At 62.1% G+C, this 7,667-nt stretch carries 4 protein-coding genes; all 4 read right to left on the reverse strand.

The genetic code is table 11. The features are described from left to right. Window positions 1–187: 187 nt before the first annotated feature. The 4 genes from BW991_RS23350 to BW991_RS23365 all read right to left on the reverse strand — a co-directional run bounded on the left by BW991_RS23350 (window position 188) and on the right by BW991_RS23365 (window position 6,885). Window positions 188–1,381: a DUF1329 domain-containing protein gene (locus BW991_RS23350; protein WP_244551802.1), complete on the reverse strand. Its 1,194-nt coding sequence runs from the start codon at window positions 1,379–1,381 to the stop codon at window positions 188–190. Between the two features lie 147 nt (window positions 1,382–1,528). After that, window positions 1,529–3,574: a DUF1302 family protein gene (locus tag BW991_RS23355; protein ID WP_076604511.1), complete on the reverse strand. Its 2,046-nt coding sequence runs from the start codon at window positions 3,572–3,574 to the stop codon at window positions 1,529–1,531. A gap of 67 nt (window positions 3,575–3,641) precedes the next feature. After that, window positions 3,642–6,065, reverse strand: a complete 2,424-nt coding sequence (locus BW991_RS23360) for an efflux RND transporter permease subunit (RefSeq protein WP_076604512.1) — start codon at window positions 6,063–6,065, stop codon at window positions 3,642–3,644. Between the two features lie 13 nt (window positions 6,066–6,078). Further along, window positions 6,079–6,885, reverse strand: a complete 807-nt coding sequence (locus BW991_RS23365) for a sialidase family protein (RefSeq protein ID WP_170879169.1) — start codon at window positions 6,883–6,885, stop codon at window positions 6,079–6,081. Window positions 6,886–7,667: the final 782 nt, after the last annotated feature.

Genomic DNA, 7,667 nt, shown 5'->3' on the forward strand with positions numbered 1-7,667 from the left:
CTAACGGTTAAGGGGCAACCCCCACCCGCATGCACAAGGCGAAAATTCACGTCGAGTGGTCGTTTCGACAATCCGCCCGCACCGTTGCCGATACCCGGCCAATTTCGACCGCGCAAAAAAAAAGCGCGCCGAAAGGCGCGCAAAGTTTCTGCGGGAGGAGAGATGGACCCCGAGAAAATCTGTCGGCTCAGTTTCCGCCGCGCATGTTCTGGACGTTAAACAGGCTGACCGGGACCATCTGAGCGTCCAGTTGCCCCTTGAACTGTCCGGTCGTACAGTGCTTCGCCTGGACGTCGATCATGCTGAAGGCATCGAATAGAACGATGCCGCTGCCCTTGTTCTTGGCCAGGTGGGAGTCGGGATGCGTCATTCCGAGCATGAAGACCTTCCATAGATCCCCTTTGCGGTCATACACAAGCGTCTCGGACATTGCCGAGGTTTGCGCATCCATGTAATGCACCCGTCTGCTCACCGGATGATTGGGGTCGACCGGGGACGATTCGACGATGTGCACCTTGCGCAACTGCCACGTAATGTTGGGGAAGCACCCGCCCTGGCCACCGAAGGCGACGTACTTGTAGCCGTCCGGCTCTTTGTATTCGTCCGACAGTTTCATGTCGTTGTGGTTGTAAAAGGGCATCAATATGTTCGCGGTGCCCTTGTACTTCCAGTTCATGTCCGAAATGCGGCCGTTGTAACCCTCGAAGTCCTCGATCATGATGTCCGAACCGAGAAAGGCGTCCGTGGTCTGTCCGGTCGACAAGCGGCGCACGCGGCGCTGGAAACCGAGATAGAGATAGGCGTCGTCCTGTTTCAGGTCGTCCTCGTAGCGCTGAATCAGCAGCTGTGTGTTCTTGACGTCCTGCGGTTCCTGCACATTCACGTAGGTCGCGCGGTACAGCTTCGAAGGGTTCGGCGCAATTTCCGGCACCGGCGCCTGGTTCAGCCGATGCGTATATTTTATGAAATGGAAATTGAACAGGATATTGCGCTCTACCTTGCCGCTGTCCATATTGCGGTACTTCCAGTAAAACGGCGAAATTGCCAACCCGTCGCCCCAGTTCATACCGTAGCGGAAATTCCACGCAAGCTTCTCGCCGGCACGCGCATCTTTTGCATCCGGCTCTTCGGGGAAAGGACGGCCTGCCACATAGCCGACCAGCTCGCCCGGTTTGGCGCCGACTTTCACCTTGCCGGCGTTCTCCTTGGTCGCATCCACATAACTCTTGTTGAGGTCGAACGACGTCGTCGCGCCGACGGTGATCTCGACGGCCCCTTCCTGGATGAACCGCTGCATTCCGGGGTCGAGCACTCCCGCGAAATTCGCGACGTTGCCCTTGTTGATCGACGTTCCCGTTGTCACTCCGGGAGCCGTCGGCACGCCCTGCTTGTACGGGAAGAAGGACTTCTCGATGTCCGCCTCGGTCGCCGCGTGCAGCGTTCCCGCCGCACAGGCCAGTGCCACCGCGATCACGCTGGGCCTTGCAAAATGTCCAATCATTTCCACTGTCTCCTCTTGTAGGGTGCGTCAGAACTTGTAGCGGACCATCACGTAGATATCGTCTTCCGCAACCGCAGCTCCAATCGGTCCGGCGCGGAAGCGTCCGAGCGGCTCGAAACCGGCCAGGCCCGCCGATCCCGGGACAAACGACTGGCCCGCGGCCGTATAGGTCGTGAAAGGCGGATAGGGGTTGCACGAACGGCAGTCGTCGAACTTGTAGTGGCTATTGCCGTTCGTATATTTGAAGTTGGCGCCGAGCGTGACCTTGAAGTCGTCGGTGACGCTCCACTCGATCTGCGGCGCGATAGTCAATGCCTTCGCCCGGAAGTCGCGCGCCATGACCACCTGCGGGCTGACCCGGTCCCCGGCGAGGAATCCCTTGATCAGCAGCGTGCCGATGAAGTTGTCTTCCCAATCGACCATGCCCACCGTACCGAGCGGGCCATCATGTCGTTCGTGATCGAATATGTGCTGCCAGAACAACTGCGCCGAGATCAGCGTTGCCCGCGTCTTGCTGATGAAAGGTATGAAGGTCGGCCGGTCGACTCCGATGACGGAGCGCAGCACCCTGTTCTTCGAGTACAACTCGCGACGCGCGGTGTTCGCGAACTCCTCGCCATGCGTCAGCGCGGTTTCCATGCGAATGGCAGCATTCGCATCGGGAATCTGGAAGTCCAGCGAACCGCCAATGAGGTTCACCCGCGGGTAATGGACGTCGAACGCAATCAGGCGGCTCACCGGAACACCGTCCGCCGGAGGCGTCGTATTGCCCGTCCCGCCGGTGAAGGGGTTCACCGCGCCGGCGCTGAATGCGTGCAGGCTGGGCAGTTGCGAACGGTAGGTCAGCGCATTCAGCGAAAACGCGAGGCCGTCCTGCGTGATCCCCTCGTACTTCACGCCGAGTTGCGTGTTCGAGAGCGACCATTCGGGCAGATGGACATTGCGGATGCCGATCTGATGCGGCCCGAAATCCGTCGCAGCCCAGGCGCCCGCAGTCCCCGGCGGAACAGCAGCGAAGTTCGCAACGGTACCCCCGTTGTCCCACAGGTTCGCCATGCCGCGGAAGAAACAACCCGCGTCGAGCATCACGTTCGGCGAGCCGCACTGTCCGAGGTTGTTCGGCCGAAATTTGTCGAAATTCCACACCACCTGGACGTTTCGATCCTGCATGGCATCGCTCGCACCCATGCGATATTCTGCCTGGGCAATCCACATTGGAATGCGGATGTCCTGAAGCTCGTCGTAGATGTTGTTGCGCGAATAGTCGATGGGGTTGATGACGTCGAGCACACGGAACAGATCGGTGCGGCCCCACACCACCTGCTGCCGTCCCACCTTCACGAAGAGCTCGCTTCCGTCGCCGAACGGAAACGTCTTCTTCGCATAGATTTCGCGCAGGAAATCGAGTCGGTCGTTGAATTCAGGTGCCTCGAGCTCGCCCCGCTTCAGGTCGCCGTAGCCGCCGAAGTCGCGACACCCGCGTGAATCGCTGTCGCACGGCCGCACCGGCACACCGAAGGCGACCCCTCCTTCCGTCTTGTGCCAGCGGTCGCCCAGCACGCGCATGCCATCGTTCGGATTCGCGCCCAGGTCGAAGCCCAATGCGTTGGTCGGCGGCAAGCCGATCGCGGTGCCGATCGGGTTGTTGATTCCGCCCCCGTGCGGAACCTGAGGCCGGTTCAGCGGCGTACCTGCGCTCGTCGGCACCGGCGGCAACAGCGGTGCGGCCGTGTTCTCGAGCTGGACCGGGCCGCCCGCACGGTTCCCGTACTCACCCCGGTTCATACGGTACACGCCGTCCCAGCTGCCGCGCAGGATGCCGCGGAAAGCCCAGCCGTCGCCCATCGGCTTGTCGGCTTCGACCTGCAGTGTGTTGCGGAACTTGGCGAGCCCCGCATCGTGGCGCCGCACGGTGTGGTTCTCGTAATACACGTCCGCGACCCAGGGCGCTGCGCCCCCGCCCAGATCCGGAAGGTTTTCGTCCGCCGCCTGCACCTGTCCGCCCGCCGCCAGCGACAAGGCCGTGGCGAGAACACCCAATTTCGGACGCGAAAAATCCCCTGCTGCCTTCATACAGCATTTCCTCCCTTGGTAGCCCCGAATCGATTTGTGTTGGAGTCTTGCGCGGGGTAGTGCGCGGTTACGCCGGTTGTGCCACCGCCACGCAGGGCGGTTCCGGTTTTTGGTCGCGGACCTGGATGACCTGGTCCTCGTCGAGATAGACCTCGGTGATGAAGCGCGGCTTGAAGATCATGACCCACGCCGGAACGAGCAGCATGGCCGCCACCACGTTGAAGATCAGCATCAAACTGAGCAACAGCGCGGCATCCGACTGGAAGCGCAGGTCCGACAGCACGATCCACATCACGACGCCGGCGATCAGCGTCATTGCAGTGAAGGACACCGCAAATCCCGTCGTCGCGATCGCCTTCAGCACCGCCTCGCGCAGATCCTGTAGTGCCGCCATTTCCTCACGGATGCGGTTCATGATGTAGATCGCGTAATCGATGCCCACCCCGATGCCGACCGCAATCACCGGGACGGTATTCACGTTCATGCCGATGCGCTGGACGCTCATGTACGCGTAGGTCATCACCGTGGCGAAGATCATCGGCAGCACCATCAGCCATCCCGCGTGCAGCGACCCGTAGAAGGCCCACACGAAGGCGAACGACAGCGCCAACACCAGCGGAACGATCAGGAAATTGTCGTGCCGGACCGCATCGTTGATGGCCGCATTCACGCCGACGGCGCCCCCGGCCAGTTCGATGCTCAAGCCGGGGACCTTGTCCGCGAGCGCGGCGACGCCCTCCCGCGCAAGCCCGATGGCGCGATCGATCGTCTGTGCCTGGTGATCCTTGTAGAAGAACACCACGTTCGCGAGATTCTCATCGGTGTTCGTATACTCGTTGAGCGCCCCCGGAATCGGACTGGCCGCCATGAAGGTGAACATCAGCCCGCCGATTTCGTTGGGGTCGGACGGAATCTGGTTCCAGCGCGGATCCGTGTTGTGGATCAGACCATTGACCGAGCGGATCAGGCCCGGCAAGGCCTTCGTGCCCCCGACGTTCGGATCCTGCAGCATCGTGTTCTGGAAGGACTCGATCGCGCGCAACACCTCGGGATTCTTCAGCCCGCCCTTCTCTGCCGTCCGCGCCACGATGTAGAGCTCTTCCGATCCAGGGAAACGCTCGTTGATCGCGCGCGACGACACGTTGTAGTCGTGCTGCGGATATAGCAGCGGACTTCCCGGCTCCGCCTCGCCGATCTGCACCCCCAGACTCAGCCACCCGCCGGCCAGGACGAGGAGCGCGGCCCCGACCAGCACCGCAATCGATCCCCGGCGGCTGCCGACCACCCCGAACAGCGCGACGACCACACGACGCAGCCCCCCTTCGCGGACGGCGGTCACGCGCGGCTGCGGCAGCACGAGCAGTAGCAGCGGCACGACCAGAAGTACCGTGAAGATCACCGAAAACGCCCAGAAACCGGCGTAGTAACCCATCTTCGTATTGATCGGCGCCGCACCGAGCGTCAGCACGAGAATGCCGACCGCATCGACCACGATCGCCAGCGAACCGGGCCGGAACAGATCGTCGAACGCATTGCGCGCCGCCTGCCGCGAATCATTCGTATGCCCCAATTCAAAGTAGTAACGCTCGACGAGCTGGATGCTGTGCGACATCGCGCGGGCTGCGATCAGGAACGGGATCACGAGATTCAGCGGGTCGAGATTCCAGCCCATCAGCGAGATGAACCCTAGCCCCCAGATCGACGACAGCGTGATTCCGAGCAAGGGCAGCAGCACCCCGTACAAACGCCGGAAATAGATCACCAGCAAGGCGACCATCAGCGCGAGCGTGTACAGGAAGATCTGGATGATCTGCGGCAGGTAGGTGTACACCCAGCCGATCAGCACGGGGTTTCCGGTCGCATGGATCCTCACGCCATCCGCGGCCTCGCCGGCGCGCACCGCCTGCAACTCCGCGAAGGTCTTGCCATAATCAATATTGCCGGCCTCGTTCAGTTGCGCCTTGATCATCGCGGACTTGAGATCCGGCGAGACCAGCAGGCCATACACGCGGGGGTTCGACATGACGTCCTTCCTCAGCGTCTCGAGCTCCTCCGTGGTCAGTTTCGGCTGCGTGGGGTCGTAATACAGCCGGGAGATCATCTCGCCGCTTTCCGTCAGCCAGATCTTGCGCACGGTGCGATGCGCGAGGCTCGCGACCTGGTTGTGGTTGACGCCGGGCAGGTTATCGACGGCCTGAGTCAGCCGGTGCAGGCGTGACAAGGTTTCGTTCGTGAAAATGTCCCCCTCATCAACCTCCAGCGCCACGACGATCTGGTTTGCGCCCCCGAAACTGCCGCGGATCTCGTTATGCAGCTTGATGAAGGAATGGTTCTGCGGCAGCAGATCCTCGAACGCGGTGTAGACCTGAACGCCGGGCAACTTGAATGCAAAGAACACCGTCACGAGAAGGATCGCGGTCAGAATGGCGCGCGGGAACCTGAAGGCAACGTTTTCGAGCTGATGGACGGCATGGGTAAAGCGATGGCGCATGATGTGACCTCGCTCAGTTGTTCGCCGTGACCTTGCGGTCGCCGTCGAGTGTCATTACCTCCACGCCCCCGGCCCCGCCCGCGACAAGGATGCGGCCATCGCCAAACGGCAGGGCGCCGCGCAGATAGGTGGCCTTGCGCGTATCGGCCAGCTTCCACTGATCCCCGCTCACCCGGAACACGAGCCCGTTGATCCCCACGCCGAGCGGGGCACCGCGGTCGATCGCCAGGCCGTAGATCGGCGCACCGGCCTCATTGACCCGTTTGCTCCAGCTCTTGCCGCCATCGGAGGTCTGCATCACCACTCCGGCAAGGCCGGACACCCAGCCGCGGTCGCGATCTGCAAACACAGCCGCATAGGGATAGAAATCCTCGCCTATCTTCGGCAACGCTTCCCACGTCGCACCGCCGTCCGCGGTGCGGTAGACGGCACCAAACTCGCCGGTGATGAATCCTTCGCGCTCATTCACGAACTGAACGCTGGCAAGCATCGCATCGTCGCCGACAACGGTCGTGCTCCAGCTTGCACCGTGGTCGCTACTCGACGCGATCGTGCTGCCGCCGCCCACCACCCACAGACGATCCTTGCCGTCGCAGGTGATGGCCAGCGGATTGGCCGGCTCCTCGATCGTGCGGGCCTGCCAGTTGCCACCGGCAGCATCCCCGATCCACACCCGGTGAAAGAAATCGAGCGCAGCAAAGCTGCCGTCGGCACACGCCGCGACACCGACGAACGAGCTGAGGGGATCGAGCTGATGCCGCGACCAGCTATTGCCGCGATCGGCCGACGTCAGCACAACTCCCGTGGCTCCGACGATCACTGTCGTCTTCCCGTTGTCCGCAGCCGCCTGAAACGCATCGGATCGCTTGATGATGCCCGACGTGGCACCGGGGATGTTCGACGGACTTGCCGATACACCACATCCTGCGAGCGTCGCGTAGAGCGATACGCCCAGAACCGCGATGCGCCATGGCTTCGCCTAGATATTCATGAGTTTGTCTCCTCCGTTTGGTGTGGTCGGTGCGCGTCGCGCAGTCCCCGCCCTTGCACGTGAAACGGCCCCACACCATGGTCGGAATGTAGGCTTCAGCCGTCTGACCAACAATTGGTGCGGACACCTAACGAATAGAGAGTTCTTCCTAGCGGGGGGGCGAACCGCAGCCCTTGCCTTCTGACCGAGGTGACATCCGCGGCGAGTTCGGACGCCCGCCTCGCGCGTGCCGAAGGCGCGATGCAAGGCGGCAATGCCTGGTCGCCCCCCGCCCTCAGGCTCTCGAAACGCCCGAACCCGCCCTCATGCGGAGACCCGCGGAATGCTCGTCGTCTTCGCCGACAGACCCCGATACCTCAACGGACAGGATCGACGAGTGCCTTTACGGGCAGCCCCGGGGCCGAAGACGTTCTCCGCGACTGAAAAGGCGACGGCCTGAAATTCACATTGCATTGAAATGCGATTTCAGTGACAGGACCGAGGCACAGTCGGGCGATGCCTCAATCAACGCGAGGGCCGGCACGCCCACTTGCACTCGAGGCAGTGGCTGTTCGTAAGCATCGACAGCTGAATCAGCTCGCCCGAGGAGCGGACACCCAGTTTGCTCATCA

Origin of the sequence: Aromatoleum tolulyticum (assembly GCF_900156155.1) — a bacterium.
GTDB lineage: Bacteria > Pseudomonadota > Gammaproteobacteria > Burkholderiales > Rhodocyclaceae > Aromatoleum > Aromatoleum tolulyticum.